This is a genomic window from Flavobacterium sp. Flavsp81 (assembly GCF_059491325.1).
Window position 1 is genome coordinate 3617248 of the sequence record NZ_CP168505.1, and the last position, 26602, is coordinate 3643849.

The window sequence follows — 26602 nt, forward strand, 5'->3', positions numbered from 1 at the left end:
TTCTTTGTTTCACACTTTTTATTTAATTTAAAATATTTTTACCAGAATTTAATATATAAAGCGGCTATAATCAATAATGTGATTACAATTAAAACCATTGTCTGTGGTTTTACTTTAAACATTTCAGTATCCAATTCGAATGCTTTAGGATTTACTTTTGGTCCTGCGAAACTTATAGCAATCATAAGAAGCATAGTAAAGACAAATGATAATCCCATACAGATGTGGAACGGAATTTCGAAACCACCTTTTCCATTAGGCCAGGCTGTGTACAATAATGTTTCGTTTCCGAATAAAGCCGGTGCAAATTCATTGAATAAAACCGATAATAAGAAACCTGCGATTACACCTACGATTGCAGCTGTACCAGTTGTTCTTTTCCAAAACATACCAAGGAAGAACATTGCAAATACACCCGGACTAATAAATCCTGTATATTTTTGGATGTAAGTAAAACCACCTACACCACCAATTCCAAGAACGTCGTTCCAGGTAAATAAAACTGCCAAAAGCATCGCTGCGAAAACAGCATATCTTCCGATATTTACCTGATGTCTGTCGCTGGCATTTTTTTGAATGTATTTTTTGTGAACGTCTAATGTATAAATAGTAGAGATACTGTTTACTTTACCTGCTAATGAAGCTACGATAGCTGCTGTTAAAGCGGCTACTGATAATCCTTTTAAACCTGTTGGCAAGAATGTTAACATAGCAGAATAAGCTCCGTCTTTTCCTCCAACTAATTGTGGTAAATGTCCGTTTTTGTATAAAACAAAAGCAGCAATTCCAGGTAACATTACAATTAATGGCATTACTAATTTTAACATACCTGCAAACAAAATACCTGTACGGGCTGTTTGTAAATCAGCACCCAGCGCTCTTTGTGTAATATACTGATTACAACCCCAGTAGTTAAGATTGATAATCCAGATACCTGCCAAATAAGACATTAATCCCGGGAAAGTAAGGTATTTGTCAATTTCCAATTGAGAAGATGATGCTGTAGGCCTGTCAATTATCATTCTGAAATGCTCTGGTGCTTTCTCCATTAATACATTGAAACCAGCGATAGCATCCTGACCAAAACCAAAATACTGTCCTACAGTTGTTAAAGCAATATAGGAAGTTACCAAACCTCCAATAATTAAAACTGCTACCTGAATTACGTCAGTATAAGCTACTACTTTCATTCCCCCTAAAGAGATTATTAAGGCAAAAACAGCCAAAGCAACCATGATTGCATGCAGGTATTCTCCTCCGGCTAAACCATTAATAGCAACAGCTCCTAAATATAAAATAGAAGTAAGGTTTACGAAAACATATAAAAACAACCAGAAAACGGCCATGATTAAGGCAGTAGATTCGTTATAACGTGTTTTTAAGAATTGTGGCATTGTGTAAATCTTATTTTTAAGATAAACAGGAATAAACCAAACGGCAACAATAATCAAAGCAATAGCAGCAAGCCATTCATAAGCAGCAACTGCAATTCCAAGGAAGAAGCCCTCACCGCTCATTCCGATAAATTGTTCTGCCGAAATGTTTGAAGCAATCAATGAAGCTCCAATAGCCCACCAGGTAAGTGTTCCTTCTGCAAGGAAATACGCCTTTGCATCGTGTTCGTTTTTTTCGCGTTTGCGATAAATCGTATATCCGTAAATGGATACTACGAGAAAATAGATAATAAATACTGCATAATCTGCAAAAGCAAGTTTCTGGCTCATTTGTTAATAATGTTTGAAATTAATATAAAGTGATTTTTGTTGGTTTTTCTTAGTTGTAAAATAAATAATGCAGTTTTTTAATCCGAAAAAAATACGATATGTATTTTAATTTTGTTATTTTTTTATTAAAATGAAAATCAAAAGTAAAGTAAAAATTGTTATATACAATAAAAACAAATGTAATTTTCACATTTGTAACAAAAAAGGCGATTAAATAAAAAAAAAGATATGATTTCTTAATGTTTTTATTGTCTTATTTTTTGTTCCCATTTCCAGGCACTCGCAATTGCCTCCTCCAATGTTAATTGTGTTTTCCATCCTAGAACTGTATTGGCTTTATCAGTATTGGCATACGCTTCTGTGATATCACCTTCTCTTCTGTCAACAATTTTATAAGGTAGTTTTTGACCACTTGCTTTTTCAAAAGCCTGGATAACTTCAAGTACAGAACTTCCTTTTCCTGTTCCTAAATTGAAAATCTCTAATTTCTCTGAATTTTTTTTGCTGAGCAACCTTTGCATTGCAATTACGTGTGCTTTTGCCAGATCAACAACGTGTATATAATCACGAATACAAGTTCCGTCAACAGTTGGGTAATCATTGCCGTAAACAGATAATTCTTTTCGTAATCCTGCTCCTGTCTGAGTGATAAAAGGTACCAGATTTTGTGGAACTCCAAGAGGCAACTCACCAATTTCGTTTGATGGATGTGCGCCTATAGGATTAAAGTAACGTAATAGAATAGCATTCAGGTTACTTATTTTTGTAACATCACTTATAATTTCCTCGCCAATTTGTTTGGTGTTTCCATAAGGTGACATTGCCGGCTGCACAGGTGTTGATTCTGCAATTGGCATTACTTCGGCCTGGCCATAAACAGTGCAGGAAGAACTGAATATAAAGTTAGCTTCCGGTTTTTCCTGTAATTCCTGTAAAATGTATACAAGAGAACTAATATTGTTTTCATAATACAATAAAGGATTCTGAACACTTTCGCCAACTGCTTTTGAAGCGGCAAAATGAATTACTCCTGAAACATCAGTATATTTTTTAAAGAAATCCTTAACAGCAGTTTTATCTCTTAAATCTATTTGTTCAAAAAGTGGTTTTTTTCCTGTAATTTTTTCGATACCGTCAAGAACTTCAATTGAAGAATTAGAAAGATTGTCAATTACAATTACTTCGAAATTTTCGTTTTGTAATTCTACAACGGTGTGTGAGCCTATAAAACCTAACCCACCAGTGACTACTATTTTCATCTGTTTATTTGTTTTTATAGTGTATATCCGATTGTTCCCTTAAAATAGCAGCACTTTTTTCGGGTGTAATATCACGTTGTGATTCACCTAACATTTCATAACCTACCATAAATTTTTTAACACTGGCAGAACGTAATAAAGGTGGGTAAAAATGCATATGAAATTGCCATTCTTCATGTTTTTCCCCATCTGTCGGAGCCTGATGTATTCCGGAAGAATAAGGGAATGAAGTACTGAAAAGATTATCGTATTTCGTAGTCAGCTGTTTCAGAATGATGGCGTAAGAAGTTATCTCATCAGATGTGAACTCGGTAATTTTGCTGATATGTCTTTTACTGATAATCATGGTTTCGTATGGCCAAATTGCCCAAAACGGAACCAATGCTACAAAATGTTCGTTTTCTATTACAATACGTTCATCTTTTTTTAATTCAGCCTGAAGATAATCCTGTAAAAGATTGGTGTTATTTTTAACGAAATATAATTTTAGGTTTTTCTGGGTTTTTTCAACCTGAGTTGGCAATGATGACTGAGCCCAGATTTGTCCATGTGGATGCGGATTGCTGCATCCCATAACACTTCCTTTATTTTCGAAAATCTGTACATGATTAATATAGTCAATTTTGCCTAAATCGGTATATTCTTTTTGCCAGGTACGAATTATATTTTCGATATCCTTAATTTCCATTTCGGGTAAAGTAAGATCATGTCTTGGCGAAAAGCAAACGACTCTGGAAATACCTCTTTCTGGCTGTGCCTTAAAAAAAGTCTGTCTGATATCGTCTTCATAAATTATTTCATCCTGCTTCATGGCAGCAAAATCATTTTCGAAAACAAATGAATTCTTATAATTAGGATTGTTCATGCCATTTGCACGAACATTTCCCGGACACAAATAACAGGTTGAGTCGTATTCAGGCAGTTTTTCTGTTGAAATCGCTTCATTTTGACCTTGCCAGGGGCGTTTTGCACGATGAGGTGAAACCAAAACCCATTCGTTTATTAATGGATTATAACGTCTGTGCGGATCTTCGTTAATATCAAAATTTCTCATTAATTTGTTGTCTTATAAAGTGTTGTTCCGTTTGAGATTTTTACATCGTAAATTTTTAAATCAATTCCAAATGTATCAAAATAAAGGCTAGTAAACTTTTCTTTTACATTCTTTTCGTTTCCTTTTTTGATTAAAGTGATAGCGCATCCTCCAAAACCACCACCCATTAAGCGGGATCCGATTACAGTTTCTTCTTTTTTAGCCTGTTCAACTATAAAATCCAGTTCAGGACAGCTTACTTCATATTCTTTCGATAATCCGTCATGAGTATCAAAAAGTAATTGTCCCAGGAGTTCAATATTTCCGTTATCCAAAGCCTCACAAGCCTGAGTAACACGCTTAATTTCTTTTACAACAAAATGAACTCTTTTAAAAACAGTTTCATTCATTTTATCCTGAATGCCCAAAAGCTGTTCTTCTGTACAATCTCTAAAACTTTTTATTTCAGGAAAATGATTTTTGATGATAGAAAGTCCTTCTTCACATTCCAGTCTTCTGTTATTATATTCAGATGTAAAAAGGGAGTGTTTTACATTACTGTCAAACAAAACCAAAGAGTAATCTTTGAAATCAGCATTATGATATTCAAAATCTAAAGTGTTGCAGTCTAATTTTATTACCTTATTTTCAAGACCATGAACACTTGAAAACTGATCCATGATGCCACAATTGATTCCTACCCAATGTTCTGCTTTTTGTCCTAATAAGGAAATATCTACTTTTTCAATAGTAAGATTAAAAAGCTCTTTTATACCAAAAATCATCCCGCATTCCAGTGCTGCCGAAGAAGATAAACCGGAACCAACCGGAATATTACTGCTGAAAACACAATTGAAGCCTTCGAAAGAAAAACCATTATCCTGCAATTGTTTGATAACGCCAAGAATATAATTGGTCCAGACAACTTCACTTAATTGAATTTTCTGAGTTAAGTCAATTTCGAATTCTTCATTTAAATCGATGGCGATTATTTTGGATTTTTGAGAGTTGTTTTTCTCAAAAGCAAAACAGATTATTTTGTCAATTGCCGCCGGTAAAACGTAACCGTCATTATAATCGACATGCTCGCCGATAATATTAATTCTTCCCGGAGAAAGGACAATTTTTTGAGGGGCTGTCCCAAAAGACTTCTCAAAAAAAGCAGTGGTGTTTTGTATTAGAATCTCATTCATCATTTTGTAATTGTAATAATGTTGTTTTGTAATTTTTCTGATGTTGCGTTAAGCGTTATTTTCTTTTTTAAATTTTTAGTTTTAAGGATAATAGTTGCAATTCCGGCTTCGGCTTTTATTGGATTTTGACCAATTAGTTCAGCATTTCCTTCGCTTACAGCAAAAGTTACTTCGTTTATTGCTGTTGGAATAACAGTTCCGTCAGCATCGATAATTTTGGCATAAACAAAAACCATATCCGGAAACTCCGGATTTATGGCTTTGGAAGAAATATCATAACTAAGGTCTATTTTAGAAGCTGTTTCCGGAGTTTTGACACTATCAGAAGCTACTTTTTGTTCTTTTATAAATCCTTCTGCACGTAAAGTTCCGACTTTAAATTCATTAAGTTTAAAAATAAAAGGAGCATGTTCCAATTTGTCATTATTTATATCAATTATAATTTTTTGTTTTGCTATTAAAACATCATTCAGATACAAGACCACTTCATCACAATTACTGTAAACTGTTACATTCAAAGGAGATTCTGAGGTCCAGTTATTGGCAATAGTAACCACGGGTCCTGAGAATAATTTTTTATCCAGAACAATATTGGCATCACGCTGACTTTGGTAAAAGAAATAAGCAAATTTTGGAATTCTGAAAATATCACTTATTCCTGAACTTTCTAAATCCGGGCTGTAACCACGATTATAGTCAAACATTACCCAATTAGCCTCACCAATAGTTTGTGCTCCTTTTCGGTTTGAGTTGGATGCTTCCTGAAAATTATAGGCTTGCTGTAACAAACGTTTTTCACCATCACCACGTAATTGTCTTGATGTTCTTTCGTTTTCTTTCAAATTCGCAAATTGGGTCTGATTGAAACCTGCATTTTGTGCATAATATTCCCAATCTCCATATTCAGCTATGAAAATTTTACGATTTCCTTTGTTGTATTTTGTCCAATAATCTGGTGCTTTTGCGTGCTGACGTGCCGGAATAAACAAATCGTAATTTTCATTATCAATCCAACTTGCACTATAATTATGATCAAAAGGTAATTCTTCTTTTAATGTTTTGGTTGCTTTTTTCATGAATGCTGTACTCATGTCAGTTTCGTTCAGTGAAGCCTCCCAAAAAATAATACTTGGATGATTTCTGTCTCTTCTTGCCATATCGCGAATATCCTGATAAGCATTTTTCTGAAAAGTTTCGTTACCAAAAAACTGCCAGCCTGTTAAACTGTTCATAACTAAAACTCCTAACTCGTCACATGCATTTAAAAAAGCTTCAGAATGTGGATAATGTGATAATCGAACAAAATCGAAACCTGCATTTTTAATTTTTACAACATCACGATATTGGGCTTCATCAGAAATGGCATACCCCAAATAAGGATACTCCTGATGTTCATTTGTTCCTGTGATGTATAATTTTTCATCATTTAGATAATAACCATCTGCTTTTAATTCTGACTTTCTGATTCCGATTTTTTCAGAATAGGAATCAATGATTTTTTTACCGGAAATTATCTGAACTTCCAATCGGTATAAATTCGGATTATAGATAGACCACAATTTTGGATTTTTAATCGAAATTTTTTGAGTAAGAGCAAGATCAGAATTAGATTTTATATTGAAATTTTCTGACTTGAATTCCAATTTTTCTCCTTTATTATCCGTTAAAATATACTTTAAAAACCCAGTTTTGTCTGTCGAAAACTCATTTTTAAAATGTACCTGAACAGTTCCCGAAGCTTCATTTTTGTTTATGTTTTCGAAATTCACATACACACCGCCACTGGCAATTTTATTAGCGTTTACGGCATTAGTAATATATAATTTTGAAGCTGTAATTAAATATACGTTTCTGTAAATCCCGCCATAATAATTAAAATCTAAATCCTTCAACGGTTTCCCTGGTAAAAAATCGGCATTGTCTTCGTTATTGACTTTTACTTTTATTGTGTTTTCTTTATTTGAATTTAAATAGGGAGTGACATCAACTGTAAAAGGCAAATATCCACCTTTGTGATTGGTTACCTTTTTATCATTTATCCAAACATCAGCTTCCTGCATAACACCTTCAAAATACAGAAATGTTTTCTGGTCTTTTGAATTGTCAACTTTGAAGTTTTTTTGATACCATGAAGTTCCCTGAAATTGTTTTATGACTACCAAAGATTCAATCCTGTTTGTATGTGGAATTGTTACTTTTTCCCAATTTGAAGGTTCTTTTTCTTCTCGTTTAAATTCCCAATCAGCACCAAAATTCACTTTTGTACGCGATTGTGCCTGAACTTTTCCAAAAGAAATAGTTACGAAAAATATCAAAAAGAGTAATTTAAAAAATAATTTCATTTTATTACCATTTAAGAGTATGCTCAAAATTTTCAATCATTCCGATCAAAATTAGAACAATTGAAATTTATAAGTTGTTTTTTGAATATATTCATCTCCTTTTCTTAAAACGGAATTAGGAAAATGCATATGATTTGGTGCGTCAGGGAAATTTTGTGTTTCAAAACAAATTCCACTTGCCGAATGATAATCTGTGTTTTCTTTTCCTTTCAGAATATTAAAACAATTTCCTCCAACATAAACATGAACACTTGGCTGATCTGTATAAACGTTCATTTCTAAATTATTTTTCTGACTGAATAATTTTGCAGCCACTGCATTTTTTGATTCAACAACAAAAGAATTATCAATAACAGAAGGGCAATTTTTAAATGTTCTGAAATCAAAATCATGGTTCGTTAAACTTATAAACTCCCCTGTTGGAATACCTTCTGCATTAGTTTCCAGAATTTTATCGGAATTGATAAGCATAATCTGGTCTAAAACATCAGAGTCGTGACCATTAAGGTTAAAATAACTGTGGTGTGTAAGGTTTATGATGGTGTCTTCGGTCGTTGTTGCTTTGTATTCCAATCTCAATTCGTTTTCTTCGGTAAGTATATAAGTTAAAGTCACCTGCAATTCTCCCGGAAAATTTTCTTCTGAATCTTTACTCAATAGTGACAATGTTATCGAAGGATTTTCACCGGTTGTTATATTGGCAACATTCCATATTTTTCTGCCGAAACCAATAAATCCGCCATGCAGAGTATTTTCGTTGTTATTTTGGTTTAACCGGAATGTTTTATCATTCAGATTAAAAATGCCTTTGTGTATTCTTCCTGCGTAGCGTCCAACGGTTGTTCCAAAATAAGGAGCGCTTGGCAAATCATACGATTTTACATAGGAATCCAAATCATCAAAACCCAAAACAACATCTACTAATTTATTATTTACAGGGATTTTCAAACTTTTAATGGTTGCCCCGTATGTAATTAGCTCTGCCTGCATTCCATTTTTATTCTTTAGTGTATATGAATGTACAGAAATATCATTTGTTTTTTTGCCAAATAATTGTAAAGCAAATTCATCTGGAGACTCTGTGAATGATGTTGTTTTCATTGATTTTATTAAAAGTAGGAAGCCAAAAGTATAAATATTCACCAATAAAACATACCAGTACCTACCAGTTTTTGTATATTGCACAAAAAATCATTGTGTATGAATATTATTTCTATCCAGAATAATCTTGGTTTACCTAAGTATAAACAGATTATTCTATCAATTGAAAAGGCAATCGAAGAAGAGAAATTGATAAAAGGCGACAGACTCCCTTCTGTAAACAAGGTTTGTCTGGCTTTCTCATTATCTCGTGATACTGTTTTACAAGGATATGATGAACTCAAAAAAAGAGGTATTATTTATGCTATTCCCGGCAAGGGTTATTATGTTAAAAGTGTAGAAGTCACTATAAAACAGAAGATATTTTTACTGTTTGATGAATTGAATATTTTTAAAGAGGACATTTACAATTCTTTTTTAAAAAATATTGGAAAAAATGTACAGGTTGATATATTTTTTCATCATTTTAATGTTCCGGTATTCAAAAAACTGATAAATGACAGCAACGGGAATTATACCAAATATATAATTATGCCGACTAACTTAATCGATATAGTTGATAGCATAAAAACCCTACCAGTAAATGAAGTAATCATATTAGATCAGACTAATCCGGACTTAAAATCCTACCCTGCAATTTATCAAAATCATCAAAAAGATATATTTGAAGGACTTTCCAAAGGGAAGTCAAGATTGCATAAATACAAAAAACTTATTTTGATTTTCCCCGGATTCAGAGAACCTCTTGGAATGAAAATTGGGTTTGAAAATTTTTGTGCAGAATATGGTTTCGAATATGAAATTATAACTGAATTTAAAGACAGGGAGATTTCAACAGGGGATTTATATGTTATTCCTAATGATAGGGATCTTGTTATGGTAATAGAAAATGCCAGAAATCAAAATTTAAGGTTAGGATTGGATTTTGGAATTATTTCCTATAATGAAACACCGCTAAAAAAAGTTGTGGCCCAGGGAATCACCACAATATCAACACATTTTGAAGCTATGGGAAAAATCCTGGCCGAAATGGTTCTTAAAAGTAAAAATGAACAAATCGAAAATAAATCATCCTTAATTATGCGTAACTCGCTCTAAGTTATTTCCAGTTAATTGGTTATATGGCACTTAATTTTATTTCTGCTTATTAAATCATCAAAAAATTAATAAAAAAAATAAGGAAATAATTTTTTGTTTTTGTAGAATTATTTTACATACATTTGTAAATGTAAATTTTACACTTATTATTTAATTTGATTTTACTTCAGAATAGAAAATGGTTTCTATTTAAAATTCAGTTGAAAGAAATTATTAAAACCACTATAAACAAAACCAATTAGTTTTAAATTATAACTTAGAAATGAACAACAAAATTGACCAATTAGCCGCAGATAATATAAGGGCTTTAGCCATTTCGATGGTAGAAAAGGCAAATTCAGGGCATCCGGGAGGATCAATGGGAGGAGCTGATTTTATGCATATTTTATACTCAGAATATTTAAAATATGATCCAACAGATATGCATTGGATTTTCAGGGACCGTTTTTTTATGGATGCGGGCCATCTTTCAGCTTTAATGTATGCACAATATCATTTGTTGGGGAATTATGAAAAAGCAGATCTTCAAAATTTCAGACAATGGGGTTCTGTAACACCGGGACATCCTGAAATTGATGTAAAACGCGGTGTCGAAAATACTTCCGGGCCGCTAGGACAAGGACACGCAATGGGCGTTGGTGCTGCCATTGCTGCCAAATTTTTATCGGCAAGATTTGAGAATTTATTTGATCATAAAATCTATGGCTTTATAACAGACGGTGGAGTTCAGGAAGAAATTTCGCAAGGAGCCGGACGTATTGCAGGACATTTGGGATTAAATAATTTTATTATGTTTTATGATTCAAATGATGTGCAATTATCGTCAATGACAGATGAGGTGACGACGGAAAACACAGCAATGAAATATGAATCGTGGGGATGGAAAGTCATTACAATTGACGGTCATGACCATACTCAGATTCGAAGTGCCTTAACTGATGCGCATAACGAATCAGAAAAACCAACCTTGATTATTGGAAGAACAATAATGGGTAAAGGTTGCGTTACTGCTGATGGAACAATGTATGAAGGACAATGCGAATTACACGGAAAACCAATTGGTGCAACAAAAGCTGATTTTGATAAAACATTATTGAATTTAGGTGCAAAAACGGAAGATTCATTTGCTGTTTATGAAGAAGTTGCAGCTTATTATAAAACTATTTTAGCGCAAAAAACAAAAGAAGCTGCTGATAGAAAAGCTCAAATTGCAGTGTGGAAAAGTCAAAATTCTGCATTAGCCAAAAAAATGGAACAGTTTTTCTCAGGAGATTTGCCAGCTTTGGATTTTAGCAGTATAACTCAAAAAGCAAATGCTGCAACACGTGATGCTTCTGCTGCAGTTTTGGGATATTTGGCTGAAAATGTTGAAAATATGATTGTTTCTTCTGCAGATTTATCGAATAGTGATAAGACTGATGGTTTCTTGAAAAAATCATCGGTTTTACAAAAAAATAATTTTAGCGGAGGATTTTTACAAGCAGGAGTTGCTGAATTGACGATGGCTGCAATTGCCAACGGAATTGCACTTCATGGTGGAGTAATTCCGGTAGTAGCAACGTTTTTTGTTTTTTCTGATTATATGAAACCGGCTATTCGTTTGGCTGCCATTCAGGAATTACCGGTAAAATATGTCTGGACACATGACTCTTTCCGCGTAGGCGAAGACGGTCCAACTCATCAGCCAATTGAGCAGGAGGCACAAATTCGATTATTGGAAAAAATTAAAAACCATTCAGGAGACCAAAGTTTATTGGCTTTGCGCCCTGCAGATGCTGTTGAAACTTCTGTAGCCTGGCAAATGGCACTTGAAAACAAGAAAACACCAACCGGGTTAATTCTTTCAAGACAAGATATAAAAGATATTCCAACAGTAGGAAACTCAAGATTTGAGGACGCTTCTCAGGCAAAAAAAGGAGGTTATCTGGTAAAATCCACTCAAAATCCTGATATTACCTTAATTGCTAATGGTTCAGAAGTGGCAACTCTTATTGAAGCTGCTGCTGAAATTGAAAAAACAGTCAATATCAAAATAAATGTCGCTTCCATAATTTCTGAAGGACTGTTCAGATCACAATCTGCAGCATATCAGGAAAGTGTAATTCCAAAAGGAACCTTGGTTTTTGGACTTACAGCGGGACTTCCTGTTAATCTGGAAAATTTGGTTGGAAGTAACGGAAAAGTATTTGGACTGGATCATTTCGGATATTCTGCTCCGGCATCTGTTTTAGATCAGAAATTTGGTTTTACCAGTAAAAATGCTGCCGATGAAATCACTAAATATTTAAAAGAAAACAATTTTTAATTCATAAAATAAAAGAAACATGAAATTTTTTATAGATACAGCGAACTTAAAAGATATTAAAGAAGCCAACGATTTAGGAGTGTTAGATGGTGTTACCACAAACCCGTCATTAATGGCAAAAGAAGGAATTACAGGAGCGCAAAATATTCTGGATCATTATATAAAAATCTGTGAATTGGTTGAAGGCGATGTAAGTGCCGAAGTTATTTCGACAGATTTTGAAGAAATGATTGCCGAAGGTGAAAAATTAGTAGCCTTGCATCCGCAAATTGTGGTTAAGATTCCGATGATAAAAGATGGTGTAAAAGCGATTAAATATTTTTCGAATAAAGGCATTAAGACAAATTGTACATTGGTATTTTCATCGGGACAAGCTTTGTTGGCTGCAAAAGCAGGGGCAACTTATGTGTCTCCATTTATTGGCCGTTTAGATGATATATCGACAGATGGTATGAATTTGATTGAAGAAATCAGGTTAATTTATGACAATTATGGTTTTGAAACTCAGATATTGGCAGCTTCTGTTAGAAATGTAATGCATATTATTAATTGTGCGAAAACAGGATCCGATGTTATTACAGGACCTTTGAGTGCAATCGAAGGTTTACTCAAACATCCTTTAACAGATATTGGTTTGGCTACTTTTTTAGCTGATTATCAAAAAGGTAATAGCTAAAATAAAGAAAATAATAGTTTAGTTTTTATATGTAGTTTTTATTAAGTAAAAACCCTGAAAGTTGAGGCTTTCAGGGTTTTGTTTTTTTGATAAAGCTTAAATGAATTGTATTTTTAAATCATTAATTAGCTTCTTATTGTTTTCTTGAGAAATTATAAATTCAATACAAAATCGTTGAGTAATTTCTCTTCGTATTTTTCCTTATTAAAAGTATATAGATAAGATCCTTTTCTGGAAGATTGCATATCTTTTTCGTCCAGTTTAATTAAAATTTCTAACGAATTAATTTTACTGATAAAATTTCGTTTGTCTAATTCTTTACTTAAAATAGCCTCATATAATTCCAATAGTTGTCGCATGGTAAATTTTTCAGGCAATAATTCAAATCCAATTGGTTTTATCGAAGTTCTGTAACGTAATCTTCTAATGGCATGTTGCACCATTTCGTTGTGGTCAAAAATAAGATTTGGAGCATCGGCAATGCTAAACCATTGTGCGTGATAGTTTTTAATTAATTCAGCATTATGGTTTTCTATATTAATTAAAGCATAATAAGAAACGGAAATAGTCCGATCTACCGGATCACGATCTATTTCGCTGTAAGAATGTAACTGCTCCATATAAATATCGTGTAACCCGGTATAAGTATTCAAAATCCTTATAGCAGCATTATCCAATATTTCATCACGTTTCAAAAACCCGCCAATTAAAGACCATTTTCCCTTTTCAGGCTCAAAGTCCCTTTTGATCAAAAGTATTTTTAATCCCTGATGGTCGAATCCAAAAATGATACAATCTACTGCTAATAAAACCTTATCGGCAGAGCTATAACTGTTTAACATAATCAATTTTTATCGGTAAATATATAAACTTCCTAATAGCTTTCATAATTTTATTAATGTGTTTTTAACACTTAAGAAAATTTTATCATAACATAACCTTAATAACTACATTTTTATTAACTTAAGGTGTATTTATTAGCCAATAAATCGTTTCCATAGCGTAAACAGGTCTGTTTGTTTACATGTAAAATCTCTTTTAATCAAAATTAACTTTTATAAATAGGATTTTAAGTACGAAAATTAATTTTGTTTTATTAAAAAACAATTCAAAATTAACCTTTTTTATAATTTTTTTTGACTTTCCTTTTTTGCTTAAAAATATGCTTTTTTATTAAAAGTGTATATTTTACACAAATAATTTGCTTAAAACGTCATTTTTTTGAAAATAATACCAAATTTTAAATGTGTATTTAACACTTAAATTATGAGATGTATTTTTTTTATTCATTTTTTTTACGATTTTAATTTGTTTTTAAGCTTTTTTTTTATTTAAATTTACAAATGTAAAATTAACACTTATAATTATACACTTAACCAACTTAAAAAAACTAGTATGATAACAAAACCGCAATTATTTCTTTATTGGAATTTTTTATTACCAAAAAAAGAATGGCTCATAGCATTAGCAATGCTATTATTTTCTGTTAATCAAATGTCAGCTCAAGGCAAAGAGATTAAGGGAGTTATTACTTCGGCACAGGACAAACTGCCTTTGCCGGGAGTAAATATTATGATAAAAGGAACCAAAACATCCACTACAACAGGATTTGATGGGGAGTATTCTATTAAAGCATCACCTAATGATGTATTGGTTTTTTCATTTATAGGATATAACAAACAAGAAATCGTTGTAGGAAGTCAATCGAATGTTAGTATTGTTTTAAAAGAAGAATCTAATTCTTTAAATGAAGTAGTAGTTATTGGTTATGGTACTCAAAAGAAAGGGGATCTTACAGGATCTGTGAGTGTTGTAAATATGGCAGATGCAAAAAAAACTGTTACTTATGATCCTGCAAAAATGCTTCAGGGACAAGTAGCAGGGGTAACGGTACAGTCGTCTGGTGAACCTGGGGGTTTTGTTAATATTAAAATTAGAGGGATCAATTCATTTACTAATAATAACCCGCTTTTTGTTATTGACGGAATGATTGTAGATGCTCCTTATGATTTTGCTCCGGGAGATATAGAGTCTATGCAAGTTCTAAAGGATGCTTCTTCAGCTGCTATTTATGGTGTTCGCGGTGCTAATGGAGTTATTATTATAACTACTAAAAAAGGAAAAGCAGGTAAGCTGGATATTAAATACAAATCAATTGTAGGATTGCAGAATGTTGCCAAAGAATGGTCTTTGACAGACAGAGCTGGTTATCAAAAAATTACTACAGCGGCTGAGATAAATAAAGGTCTTACTGTTGCTCCAGGAAATGACCCAACAAGCCCGTATTATATTAATAATGTAAATACCGATTGGCAAAAAGAAGCTTTTCAAACAGGGATTGTTCAAAATCATTCCTTAACCTTCAACGGTGGTGCAGAAAGTTTAGGTTACAATATGAATGTGGATTATTTTAAGAACAGCAGTTATGTAAAATCACCACAGGAATATGAAAGATTATCTACTAATTTGAATTTATATGGCAAAAAAGGTAAATTTAAGTATGGTGCAAAATTAGGATATACACAATCTGACAAAGAGAATTTTAATAGTTACTCAGGCGCCTCGCCTATTGCAGATTTATTAGGTGCTATTCCAACAATGCCAGTTTACGATGCGAACAGACTTGGGGGCTATGGAGGTACAGATGTTTTAACTCAGAAAGCTATTTCGATGAATGTTATCGGTTATAATAATTTAATTACCAATAACGGGAAAAGAAATCGTTTTATAGGAGATCTTTGGGCAGAAGTAGAAATTGTAAAAGGTTTAAAATATAAATTAGATGCCAGTTTTGATCGTGTAGATTGGCAAAACAGAAAATACATCCCGGAAAGTGATTTAGGATGGTATTATATCACTAAGGCAGATGAAGCTACATTAGATGTTTCTACAGGTCATGAATCAAGAACATTTTTGAATAACTTATTAACCTACGAAGTTTCATTAGGGAAGCATAAAATTGATGCTTTGGCAGGTTGGATTCAAGAGAAAACAGATAATTATAATCATTGGTCAAAAGGAACAGGATATAAAAATGGAAGTATCAGTCAGATTGAGTATGCCAGTGTTGACATTAGTGCAGGCGAGTATAACAGAACCATTACGGGTATTTCATATTTAAGCAGATTAAATTATTCTTATGATGATCGTTATTTTGTTACTGGAAACTTCAGACAAGATAAAACATCACTTTTTGCTCCGGAGAATAATACGGGTAATTTCTACTCTTTTTCAGGAGCATGGAAAATCAGCAGCGAAAAATTTATAAAATTACCAGAATGGTTTAATACGATTAAAGTAAGAGGTGGTTATGGTGAGCTGGGAAATAACACAATAGCACCATATGCATATACTACTACAATAAACAAATTTGCAGGTTACGATTTTAATAATGAGCTTGCTCCGGGAACAACTGTAGTTAGTGCGGTTGATCCAAACGTACACTGGGAAAATACAAGTACTGCGAATGTAGCTCTTGAATTAGGTTTCTTTAATAATGATCTTCAATTTACTGGAGAATATTATCAAAAAAAATCAACAGGTTTATTAATTGGGGTACCATTACCTTTTTCAACAGGAGCATTTCCGGCAAGTGTTGTAACAAATGCAGGAGCAGTAAAAAATACAGGTTTAGAGTTTACAGCTACTTATAATAACCGTCATCATGAATTTAAATACAATATTTCGGCAAATTTAGGAACTTTAAAAAATGAAGTAACTCAAATTGGAATTAATGGAAATCCTATATATGGAGCAGCATCAAAAACAGAAGTAGGCAGATCTATAGGTGAAATTTTTGCTTGGCAAACAAATGGTATTTTTCAGGATGCAGCTGATTTAGCATCTTCTCCTACACAAACTAATGCAGGAATTGGTGATCAGAAATTTAAGGATATTAATGGCGATGGTGCTATTACCGATGCAGACAGAACATACCAAGGAGTTACAATTCCAAAATACAGTTATGGTTTCAACTTCAGTGCAGAATATAAAAACTTTGACTTTTCAATGTTTTGGCAAGGTGCAGGAGGAAATAAAGTATTTAATGCCATGTATCGTAATTTAATGATTGGAGATTATGGAAATCATCATACAGATGAGCTAAATTATTGGACACCAACCAATACTAATACTAATGTTCCTCGCCCAATTATAGGAGATCCAAATGGAAATGCAAGAGATTCAAATAGATTTATCGAAAGTGGAAATTATGTGAAATTGCAAACTATGCAAATTGGATATACAATTCCTGTAAAAGATAAATTTATTAAAAGCGCTAATGTGTATGTTAACGGACAAAATTTACTAATTATTAGTAAATACAAAGGTTATGATCCGGATTTTAACAGTAATGACGGATTGTTTTCAAGAGGATACGATGCAGGATCTTTTCCAAATCCAAGAACTATTTCTTTAGGAGTTGAAGTACAGTTTTAAAAATGACAAAACAATTAAAAAGAATCAAAATGAAATATAAAATATATAATTATATCACAATTTTCTTTTCACTTTCTGTCGTAATGACAAGCTGTGTGAATGATGAAGATTTAGTACAGGCAGACCCAAATGTTGAGACTGCGGCGTCATATTGGAAAACAGATGATGATGCTTTACGAGGAGTAAATGCTGCTTATGGAAGTTTACTGACAGACGGTACTTATATGAGAAGTACACCACTTTTATTAGATTTAAAAGCAGATGATACCCGTAGTAACAGCCCATGGGGTTCGATGGCTAACGTAGGACGTTTTAATTCAAATGTTACAGATGCCGCTATTTATGGATGGGCATTTGAAACGTATTATCAGGGAATTTATCGTGCTAATCAGGTTTTGACGAATGTACCAGGTATAGCAATGACAGATGCAGGACTAAAAAACAGAATTTTAGGACAGGCCTATTTTTTAAGAGGATTGTATTTGTTTCATGCCGTAAATATGTTCAAAAATGTACCATTACCTACAGCTTTAGCAACTTTTTACCCTCAAAAAACCCAAGCTGAGGGCTGGGCACAAGTAATTGCCGATTTTAAGGCAGCAGCCGAATTATTGCCATCTTCTTATGGTAATGTTATTGGAGTAGACGCGGGAGCAGCTGGTAAAGGTCGCGCAACAAAGGGAGCAGCTTTAGGATATTTAGGAAAAGCGTATTTGTTTACCAAAGATTTTAATAACGCTAAAATAACTTTTAAACAAGTAATAGATTTAGGAGTATATTCTTTGGTTTCAAACTACCGAGATAATTTTACAGATACGAACGAAAATAACTCAGAATCTTTATTCGAAGTACAGTTTAGCAGAGATGCAGGCGGAGTTGATTTAGGTTGGGGTGGAGCTCCAGCTACAGGATGGGGAAAAACTTCAGCAAGAGCGATTACTTACGCACCAAGAGGTTTTGGATGGACAGATGTACAGCCAACATGGGCTTTATTTAATGAATATCAGTTAGAAAAAACAGTTTCAAATCAGGTGGATCCTCGTTTAGATGCTACGGTTTTTTATAACAAACCTGGAGGAATGCAATTATACGGAAAAGATTTTGCTACTTTCTATGCTGCAAACCCAGGCGACTTAAATGATTTATTTTGTAGAAAATATCAAAATTCTGATGGAAATTATGCTGATGAATTTGACTGGCGTTCAGGTATCAACGAGCGTTTGCTTAGATATGCTGATATTCTTTTAATGTATGCCGAATGTTTAAATGAAACAGGTGATACTCCCGGAGCTTACACATATATTCAAATGGTTAGAGACCGAGTTGGTTTACCAAACTTGGCTATAGCTAAACCTGGGTTGACAAAAGAACAAATGAGAGAACAGATTGGTCACGAAAGATTCCTGGAATTTCCTCTTGAAGGCCACCGATTTGATGATATTCGTCGTTGGGGATGGTTACAGGATGATGCTAAGTTAGCATGGTTAAAATCCAGAGACGCAGAATTTAATTCGTATGTACAAGGAAGAGAATATTTCCCAATCCCGCAAACAGAAAAGGATAATAATCCGGGAACAATTCAGAATGACAGTTATTAATATTTTTTTGAGTTAGTAGAATGCATAATATCATGTGGCAGCTTAAAATTGCCATGTGATATTATGTCTTTAAAAAAAATTGAAAATACAGAGAAGTGAATTTAAGCAGTAACTAAAATTATAACAATGAAAACAATAACAAGTTTGGTTTTATTAGCAATATTATTAGGAAGTTGTCAAAATGAAGATGTCATTTCTTCAGATCAGGAAACAAATGCAATCACTAAAAATTCTCAGGTTACAAATATAACAGCCAAAACAGTTGCCGGAAATGTGCCTTCACACGATCCCAGCACCATTGTAAAAAGCGGGGTTAACTATTATGTTTTCACAACAGGAGATAATATCCCGATGACATATTCAACAAATTTAGCAAACTGGGCCTGGGGCACATCAGTATTTACTTCAACCCCAAGTTGGATTACTGGATATGTTCCGGGTTTTACCAAAACATTTTGGGCTCCGGATGTCGCCTGGTTTAATAATCGTTGGAACATGTATTATTCGTGCTCTACATTTGGTTCGGCTACTTCTGCAATTGGTTTAGTAACTACACCGGCTATTTCGCAAAGTGCAGGAACAACCTGGACAGACCGAGGTATGGTAGTGTCATCAAGTTCTTCTTCTGATGTAAATGCAATTGATGCTTCTATTTTAGTAGATGGCAGTAATGTTTATATGGCTTATGGTTCGTGGCATGCAGGGATTGGAGTAGTTCAAATTAATCCCTCAACAGGAAAACCAACCGGAACAAGAACAATTGTTGCCGGAGGAAACAGTGCTTCATGGGAAGCTCCTTGTTTAATTAAAGAGGGCAGCTATTATTATATGTTTGTTAACAGAGGTAATTGTTGTCAGGGAGTAAATAGTACTTATTATATTGTAGTGGGCCGTTCAACAAGCCCGTTTGGACCTTTTGTTGACAAAAACGGAGTATCCTTAAAAAGTGGAGGCGGAACAACAGTTTTGGCGACACAAGGAAATTACATAGGACCTGGACATTTGTCCAGAATTGTGGGAACCCAAAAAGGAGCTGTTCATTATTATGACGGTGCTGATAGCGGTAATCCTAAAATGGAAATTGTTTATTTTACATGGTCATCAGGCTGGCCAGCACTTTCTTATTAAAAAATTAATATTCAGAGGAAAGTTTTACTAATTTTCCTCTTTATAACTTATCTATAACATGAAAAAAACGTTTTTAATTCTATTTGTTTTTACATTTTGTAATCAAATAACTTTCGCTCAAAAAGAAACCACAGTTGTAACATTAAAAAATGACGACAAAGCCCCAACTATTAATAAAAATATCTACGGTCATTTTGCGGAGCATTTGGGCCGATCTATTTACGGAGGATTTTTTGTTGGAGACACATCAAAAATTCCGAATACAAAAGGAGTAAGAAATGATATTGTTAAAGCTTTAAAAGAATTAAAAATTCCAAATTTAAGATGGCCGGGTGGATGTTTTGCAGATACTTATCATTGGAAAGACGGGATTGGACCAAAAGAACAAAGACCAACTATTGTAAATAAATGGTGGGGTGGCGTAACAGAGGACAATAGTTTTGGGACTCATGATTTCTTAAATATGTGTGAATTGCTTGGTGCAGAGCCGTATTTATCAGGAAATGTAGGCAGCGGAACCGTTCAGGAATTGTCTGATTGGGTACAATATACCAATTTTAGCGGTAAAAGTCCGATGAGTGATTTGCGTAAAAAAAATGGAAGAACTGAACCATGGAAAGTTAAATTCTGGGGTATTGGTAATGAAGCCTGGGGATGTGGCGGAAATATGACAGCAGAATATTATGCTGATGAATATAGAAAATTTGCCACATTCATGTCTGATTGGGAAAACACTGGCGGAATTACCCGTATTGCATCCGGATCAAATAGTGCAGATTACCACTGGACTGAAGTTTTAATGAAAAATATTCCTCTAAATATGTTAGGCGGAGTTGGTGTTCACCATTATGCTGTAATCAATTGGGATAAAAAAGGAGATGGAGTTGATTTTACTGAAGATCAGTATTTTCAAACAATGAAGTCTGCTTTAAAAATGGAAGAATTGGTTACAAAACATTCTGCCATTATGGATAAATATGATGCAGATAAAAAAGTAGCCATGATTGTAGATGAATGGGGAGCGTGGTATGAGGTTGAAAAAGGATCAAATCCTGGATTTTTATACCAGCAAAATACTATGAGAGATGCTGTTTTAGCCGGGTCAACACTTAATATTTTTAACAATCATGCTGACAGGGTTCGTATGGCGAATCTGGCTCAATGTGTGAATGTACTGCAGGCAGTTATCCTTACTGATAAAGCAAAAATGATCTTAACACCTACTTATCATGTGATGCAGTTATATAGTGTACATCAGGATGCAAAATTATTACCAATAAGTTTTAATTCGCCAATGTATACTTTTAACGGAGAAACACTTCCTGCAATATCAGTATCGGCCTCAAAAGATAAAAGCGGGTCAGTTCATATTTCACTGGTAAATGTAGATGCAAAAAACAATAACAAAGTAGAAATTGATGTGAAAGACCTTGGAGTTAAAAATTTTACAGGGAAAATTATCACATCAGCAAAATTACAGGATTACAATTCATTCGAAACTCCAAACAAAATAGTACCAACTGTTTTCAAAGGCTTCGAGAATAAAAAAGGAAAACTAGAAATCACGATTCCTCCTTTCTCAGTAGTTGTTTTAGAAGGAAAATAAAAAAATAAAAAAATGAAAAAATCAAATTCCATTTTAAAAATCGCTTCCTGTTTTGGGCTTTTTTTATTTCTTTTTGCTGCAGTAAGTTGTTCAAGTGATGACCCTGCAACTGAAAATACAGATCCTCCGGTAGTTGAGCCGCCTGTGTTGCAGCCTGGTTTTCCAGGACCAACATATGCGGATAATTATAGTTCTATTTCTTCCTGGAACAGCAGGGCACAATGGAATTTAGCCAATGTACACGATCCATCTGTAGAAAAATGTGGTGAGTATTACTATATGTATCAAACAGATGCTTCCTATGGGAATGCACATGATGGTCACGGGCATTACCCTTACAGACGTTCTAAAGACCTTGTTACCTGGGAATATATGGGATCGGCTATGGCCACAGCCCCTGCCTGGGTAAAAGATTCCCTGAATAATAAAAGAGCAAGAATGTCTCCTGCTTTACCTGCAATTGAAAATCCCCGATATGGTTATTGGGCACCCTACATCAAGAAAGTAGGCAGTAAATACCGAATGTATTACAGCATTGTAGTAGACGAGCCAATTGTTGGAACCAGTTTTGAAACTTCATGGTCAGAAAGAGCTTTTATCGGATTGGCAGAATCCGATGATTTAGCAACAAATGTATGGGTAGACAAAGGAATGGTAGTATGTTCTGAACCTGATGGAGTAAAACCATACTCTTTTACAGGAGCCAGAAATTGGGAAAACGCTTATTTCAAATTTAATGCTATCGATCCAACTTTTACAGAGACTCCCGAAGGAGATCAATACCTAATTTATGGTTCCTGGCATTCGGGCATTGCATTACTGAAATTGAATCCAACAACAGGAAAACCGGATCAATTGAAAACCTTAAGTGATTATGGGACCCGTATTGCATCCAGAAGCGCAACAAGTCGTTGGCAAGCTTCTGAAGGACCGGAAATTATATACAATCCGGATAATCAATATTATTACCTCTTTCTGGCTTATGATGGTCTGGATGTTCCTTATAATACCAGAGTTTGTCGTTCCAAAAGCATTACAGGTCCTTTTTTAGGAATCAACGGTGCCAATGTAACCAATGGAGCTGATTGCTGGCCAATGCTTACCCATCCTTATGGATTCAATAATCATACGGGATGGGTTGGATTTTCTCATTGTTCTGTTTTTCAAAATCCGGATACCAAACAATGGTATTATGCATCACAGGCTCGTTTGCCAAAAGATGTACCAGGTATCAATGCGTCAAATGCTCTTATGATGGGGCATGTTCGTGCCATAAAATGGACAGAAGACGGCTGGCCTGTAGTTGATGCTGAAAGATATGCAGCTGTACCGGAAACTACTATTACAGAAGCATCTTTTATTGGAACCTGGGAACAAATTACAATGAATTATCAATATGCAGTCATTCAAAAATCGGTTACTATTTACTTAACAGCTGATAAAAAAGTGAGTGGAGGTGCTACTGGCACCTGGTCGTATGACAGCACTAATAAAACATTAACCGTAAACGGTGTAAAATGCAAAGTAAGCGATGCATGGGATTGGGAATCAGCTACCAGAAAAGTCACTATAAGCTACTCCGGACTTACCGGAGCAGGTGTGCCGGTTTGGGGTAAAAAAATTAATTAAAATCCAATTGCCCTTTCATAACCGGAAGGGCTTTTTGTAAAAAATAATGTTACCAAATTAGCCATAATGAAAAACCTGATTACAAGTCTGTCACTTTTAGTTTTGATTACGTCCTGCAAAACAGCTGTGGCACAATCTGCTGCAAGCCAAACAGATTCCGAAAAATTCAATAACCCGATTATCAAAGATAAATATACCGGAGACCCTGCCGCATTAGTTTACAAAGACAAAGCCTATTTGTATGCAGGTCATGATGAGGCACCTAATGATTTTAATTTTTATAAGATGAATGAATGGGTAGTCTATTCTTCTTCAGATATGAAAAATTGGGAATCACACCCGGTACCGCTTAAAGTAACCGATTTTAAATGGGCTTCTAATGATGCCTGGGCTTCGCAGGTAATAGAAAGAAATGGAAAATTTTATTGGTATGTAACAGTTTCTCACGGAACAGTTCCCGGAAAAGCAATTGGTATTGCGGTTTCAGACAGTCCGACCGGACCTTTTAAAGATGCCTTGGGAAAAGCTTTAATTACAAATGAGATGACAAAATTTACCGATATAAGCTGGGACGATATTGATCCTACGGTTTATATCGATAACGATGGACAAGCTTATTTGTTTTGGGGAAATACCGCTTGTCATTATGCTAAATTAAAAGCTAATATGATTGAATTAGACGGACCGATTCAGCACATAGATTTACCAAATTATACAGAAGCGCCGTGGATTCACAAACATAAAAACTGGTATTATCTATCATATGCCTATCAGTTTCCTGAAAAAATTGCCTATGCGATGAGTAAATCAATTACGGGACCTTGGGAATACAAAGGAATTTTGAATGAACTGGCCGGAAATAGCAATACAAACCATCAGTCCATTGTAGAATTTAAAGGGCAGTCCTATTTTATTTATCACAACGGAGGAATACAACCTCATGGAGGAAGTTTTAGAAGATCAGTTTGTATTGATAAATTATTTTATAACAAAGACGGAACAATGAAAAGGGTGGTTATGACTTCTGAAGGAATTACAGAATAATCAGGAAAATTTTGGAAAAAAAACAAAAACATTTTTTGCCATCTATTTTTACTCATTATATATGCATCCTTTTTTAAATACATTTTTTAACAATTATATTTTAACACATGGTTTTCTCCTATATTAAAGTGAGTTTGAAAAAAATAACGATTAAATCATTTTATTTAGTCGCAACTCTCTTAATTACTTTCTCCTCAATTGCACAGATGCAGGAATTTAAATTGCAAGAGATAAAATTAACGGGTGGTCCTTTCAAAAATGCTCAAAACGTTGATCTTAAATATTTATTAGATCTAAATCCAGACCGACTATTAGCACCTTATTTAATAGCTGCCGGCATACCTACAAAAGCGGATAGATATGGCAACTGGGAAAATATAGGCCTTGATGGACATATAGGAGGTCATTATTTAGCTGCATTATCAATGATGTATGCTTCTACGGGAAATAAGGAGGTTAAAAGCCGTTTGGATTATATGATTTCTGAATTAGCTCGTTGTCAGGAAAAGGATGGAACTGGTTATGTTGGAGGTATTCCGGAAGGAAAAGTCTTTTGGGATAGAATCCATAAAGGAGATATAGACGGTAGTGGTTTTGGTTTAAATAATACCTGGGTTCCGATCTATAATATTCATAAACTTTTTGCAGGCTTAATTGACGCCTACAATTATACTGGTAATGAAAAGGCAAAAGAAATTGTAATAAAATTAGGAGATTGGTTTATCGAATTAATCAGACCTCTTTCTGATGAACAAATTCAAAAAATTTTAAAAACAGAACATGGTGGTATAAATGAATCTTTTGCGGATTTATATAGCATCACAAAAAACAAAAAATACCTTGAAACAGCTGAAAAGCTTTCGCAAAAAGCCATTCTGGATCCATTAATTAAAAAGGAAGACAAACTAACGGGTTTGCATGCTAATACACAAATACCGAAGGTTATTGGTTTTGAGAAAATTGGAAAGCTATCGGATAATAAACAATGGTCCGATGCCGCACAATTTTTTTGGATGAATGTCACCGAAAAAAGAACTGTCGCTTTTGGAGGAAATAGTGTTGCTGAACATTTCAATCCTATAAATGATTTTAGCGGAATGTTAAAATCAAATCAAGGCCCGGAAACTTGTAATTCCTATAATATGGAACGTTTAAGTAAAGCGTTATTTTTAGACAAAAACAATGTGAGTTACCTTGATTTTTATGAGCGTACACTTTACAATCACATTCTTTCTAGCCAGGAGCCTAACAGAGGTGGTTTTGTGTACTTTACTCCAATTCGACCAAATCATTATCGCGTATACTCGCAGCCAGAAACGAGCATGTGGTGTTGTGTTGGTACAGGACTTGAAAATCATTCTAAATATGGAGAATTAATTTATAGCCATTCAGAGCGTGATATTTTTGTAAATCTTTTTATTCCATCCACTTTAAACTGGAAGGAAAAAGGAATAGAATTAGAGCAAACCACAAAATTTCCTTATGAAAATAACACTGAGATTGTTTTAAAACTTAAAAATCCTAAATCTTTTGTTTTGAATATTCGTTATCCAAAATGGGCAACGAATTTCGAAATTTTAGTCAACGGAAAATTGCAAAAAGCAGAAGCCAAACCAGCTAATTATGTTAGTATGGCAAGAAAATGGAAATCAGGAGATAAAATAACCATTGCATTTAAGACTTCAACACATTTAGAAAAATTGCCAGATGGTTCCAATTGGGCAGCATTTGTAAATGGTCCTATTGTATTAGCTGCTAAAACCTCTACTGAAAATTTAGATGGTTTGTTCGCTGATGATAGCCGAATGGGACATGTTGCTCAAGGAAAATACGTTTCGTTAGACAAAGCTTATGCGCTAGTAGGAGAAGAGGGAAGTTATGTTTCAAAGCTTAAAGACTTGGGTAATATGCGCTTTAAGTTAGATTCATTAGAATTACAACCATTCTTTGAAATACACGATGCCCGTTATCAGATGTATTTTCAAACCTATAAACAAGAAGATTACAAAGAAAAACAAGCATTGTTAAAACAACAGGAAATCGAAGCGATGGCTATTGAAGCGAACACTGTCGATAAAATAAATTGTGGAGAACAACAGCCTGAGGTAGACCATCATTACAAAGGAGAAAAAAGTGACTCTGGCTATGAAGAAGATGGCTTTTGGAGAAATACCAGTTCGTATATTTCCTATCAAATGGTAAATAAAAATCTAGAGGGCAAATTTATTGAGATAAGTTTTTTAGGAGACTTTAAAACTGACAACCTGGATGTTTTTATTAATGAAAAACCTGCGGAGATTATCGCAAAAAAAGACAAAATAATTCAATTCAAATTAGACAATACTCAAATTATTAATTTAAAAATTAAGTCTAAAGACGGCAAAAAAACGTCTAAAATTTATCAAATAAGAATTGTAAAATAAAAAATA

General features: G+C 34.0%; 17 protein-coding genes. 10 read left to right on the top strand and 7 right to left on the bottom strand.

The window, feature by feature from the left end:
- Positions 1-38: 38 nt before the first annotated feature.
- The 6 genes from ACEN92_RS15150 to ACEN92_RS15175 all read right to left on the bottom strand — a co-directional run bounded on the left by ACEN92_RS15150 (position 39) and on the right by ACEN92_RS15175 (position 8652).
- Positions 39-1724 (bottom strand): sodium/sugar symporter, encoded by a 1686-nt coding sequence (locus ACEN92_RS15150; protein ID WP_495639187.1) that lies wholly within the window; start codon positions 1722-1724, stop codon positions 39-41.
- Positions 1725-1969: 245 nt separating this feature from the next.
- On the bottom strand, positions 1970-2983 hold the full coding sequence (gene galE / locus ACEN92_RS15155) for a UDP-glucose 4-epimerase GalE (RefSeq protein WP_495639188.1): 1014 nt from the start codon (positions 2981-2983) through the stop codon (positions 1970-1972).
- 4 nt (positions 2984-2987) lie between these two features.
- Positions 2988-4037, bottom strand: a complete 1050-nt coding sequence (locus ACEN92_RS15160; RefSeq protein WP_495639189.1) for a UDP-glucose--hexose-1-phosphate uridylyltransferase — start codon at positions 4035-4037, stop codon at positions 2988-2990.
- Positions 4037-5209 (bottom strand): galactokinase, encoded by a 1173-nt coding sequence (gene galK / locus ACEN92_RS15165; RefSeq protein WP_495639190.1) that lies wholly within the window; start codon positions 5207-5209, stop codon positions 4037-4039. Before galK ends, ACEN92_RS15160 begins: the two co-directional genes overlap by 1 nt.
- Positions 5209-7551 carry a glycoside hydrolase family 2 TIM barrel-domain containing protein gene (locus tag ACEN92_RS15170; protein ID WP_495639191.1) on the bottom strand — a complete coding sequence of 781 codons (2343 nt, stop codon included), beginning with the start codon at positions 7549-7551 and terminating at the stop codon, positions 5209-5211. Before ACEN92_RS15170 ends, galK begins: the two co-directional genes overlap by 1 nt.
- A gap of 51 nt (positions 7552-7602) precedes the next feature.
- Entirely contained in the window at positions 7603-8652 is a 1050-nt protein-coding gene (locus ACEN92_RS15175) for an aldose epimerase family protein (protein WP_495639192.1), read from the bottom strand.
- 99 nt (positions 8653-8751) lie between these two features.
- Here ACEN92_RS15175 and ACEN92_RS15180 point away from each other — a divergent pair, with 99 nt between their 5' ends.
- The 3 genes from ACEN92_RS15180 to fsa all read left to right on the top strand — a co-directional run bounded on the left by ACEN92_RS15180 (position 8752) and on the right by fsa (position 12731).
- Complete coding sequence (locus tag ACEN92_RS15180; RefSeq protein ID WP_495639193.1) at positions 8752-9750, top strand: GntR family transcriptional regulator; 999 nt, start codon at positions 8752-8754, stop codon at positions 9748-9750.
- A gap of 262 nt (positions 9751-10012) precedes the next feature.
- Positions 10013-12055, top strand: coding sequence for a transketolase family protein (locus tag ACEN92_RS15185; protein WP_495639194.1), 2043 nt, complete (start codon positions 10013-10015; stop codon positions 12053-12055).
- Between the two features lie 19 nt (positions 12056-12074).
- Positions 12075-12731, top strand: a complete 657-nt coding sequence (gene fsa, locus ACEN92_RS15190; protein WP_495639195.1) for a fructose-6-phosphate aldolase — start codon at positions 12075-12077, stop codon at positions 12729-12731.
- 152 nt (positions 12732-12883) lie between these two features.
- On the opposite strand, the gene ACEN92_RS15195 is transcribed toward fsa, so the two are convergent.
- Entirely contained in the window at positions 12884-13573 is a 690-nt protein-coding gene (locus ACEN92_RS15195) for an NUDIX hydrolase (RefSeq protein ID WP_495639196.1), read from the bottom strand.
- 553 nt (positions 13574-14126) lie between these two features.
- Here ACEN92_RS15195 and ACEN92_RS15200 point away from each other — a divergent pair.
- The 7 genes from ACEN92_RS15200 (at position 14127) to ACEN92_RS15230 (ending at position 26596) form a co-directional block, all read left to right on the top strand.
- Positions 14127-17168 (top strand): SusC/RagA family TonB-linked outer membrane protein, encoded by a 3042-nt coding sequence (locus tag ACEN92_RS15200; protein WP_495639197.1) that lies wholly within the window; start codon positions 14127-14129, stop codon positions 17166-17168.
- A gap of 29 nt (positions 17169-17197) precedes the next feature.
- On the top strand, positions 17198-18766 hold the full coding sequence (locus ACEN92_RS15205; RefSeq protein WP_495639198.1) for a RagB/SusD family nutrient uptake outer membrane protein: 1569 nt from the start codon (positions 17198-17200) through the stop codon (positions 18764-18766).
- Between the two features lie 126 nt (positions 18767-18892).
- Positions 18893-19894: an arabinan endo-1,5-alpha-L-arabinosidase gene (locus ACEN92_RS15210; protein WP_495639199.1), complete on the top strand. Its 1002-nt coding sequence runs from the start codon at positions 18893-18895 to the stop codon at positions 19892-19894.
- A 58-nt stretch (positions 19895-19952) separates the two neighbouring features.
- Positions 19953-21500, top strand: a complete 1548-nt coding sequence (locus tag ACEN92_RS15215; RefSeq protein ID WP_495639200.1) for an alpha-N-arabinofuranosidase — start codon at positions 19953-19955, stop codon at positions 21498-21500.
- Between the two features lie 12 nt (positions 21501-21512).
- A complete protein-coding gene (locus ACEN92_RS15220) occupies positions 21513-23129 on the top strand; it encodes an arabinan endo-1,5-alpha-L-arabinosidase (protein WP_495639201.1) in 1617 nt (538 codons plus the stop codon).
- Between the two features lie 66 nt (positions 23130-23195).
- Positions 23196-24173, top strand: coding sequence for a glycoside hydrolase family 43 protein (locus ACEN92_RS15225; RefSeq protein WP_495639202.1), 978 nt, complete (start codon positions 23196-23198; stop codon positions 24171-24173).
- A 128-nt stretch (positions 24174-24301) separates the two neighbouring features.
- A complete protein-coding gene (locus ACEN92_RS15230) occupies positions 24302-26596 on the top strand; it encodes a glycoside hydrolase family 127 protein (protein ID WP_495642355.1) in 2295 nt (764 codons plus the stop codon).
- Positions 26597-26602 lie beyond the last annotated feature (6 nt).